Origin of the sequence: Streptomyces composti, assembly GCF_012034205.1 — a bacterium.
In the GTDB taxonomy this organism is placed as follows: Bacteria; Actinomycetota; Actinomycetes; order Streptomycetales; family Streptomycetaceae; genus Streptomyces; species Streptomyces composti.
The window spans coordinates 1-517 of record NZ_JAATEM010000088.1 but is presented as its reverse complement, the minus strand read 5'-3'; the positions used below and the strand labels follow the sequence as shown (position 1 = coordinate 517).

The window sequence follows — 517 nt, the reverse complement described above, 5'->3', positions numbered from 1 at the left end:
CTCCGACTACACCTCGGTGCTGCCCGAGTTCGGCGACCTGGCCGACTTCGTGGAGTTCGTGGACTCGGCCCACCAGCGGGGCATGCGCGTGATCATCGACTTCGTCATGAACCACACCAGCGACCAGCATCCGTGGTTCCAGGAGTCGCGCAAGGACCCGGACGGGCCCTACGGCGACTACTACGTGTGGGCCGACGACGACAAGCAGTTCCAGGACGCGCGGATCATCTTCGTCGACACCGAGGCCTCGAACTGGACGTACGACCCGGTGCGCAAGCAGTACTACTGGCACCGCTTCTTCTCGCACCAGCCGGATCTGAACTACGACAACCCGGCGGTGCAGGAGGAGATGATCTCCGCGCTGAAGTTCTGGCTGGATCTGGGCATCGACGGATTCCGGCTCGACGCGGTGCCGTACCTGTACCAGAGGGAGGGCACCAACTGCGAGAACCTGCCGGAGACGCACGCGTTCCTGAAGCGGGTGCGCAAGGAGATCGACGCCCAGTACCCGGACAAG

The 517-nt window shown here is 64.0% G+C and carries 1 protein-coding gene; it reads left to right on the top strand.

Annotated elements, in window-relative coordinates; all coding sequences use genetic code 11:
* Positions 1–517 (top strand): alpha-amylase family glycosyl hydrolase (locus HCJ93_RS29055; RefSeq protein ID WP_240968007.1); only part of this gene is annotated, 517 nt, incomplete at both ends.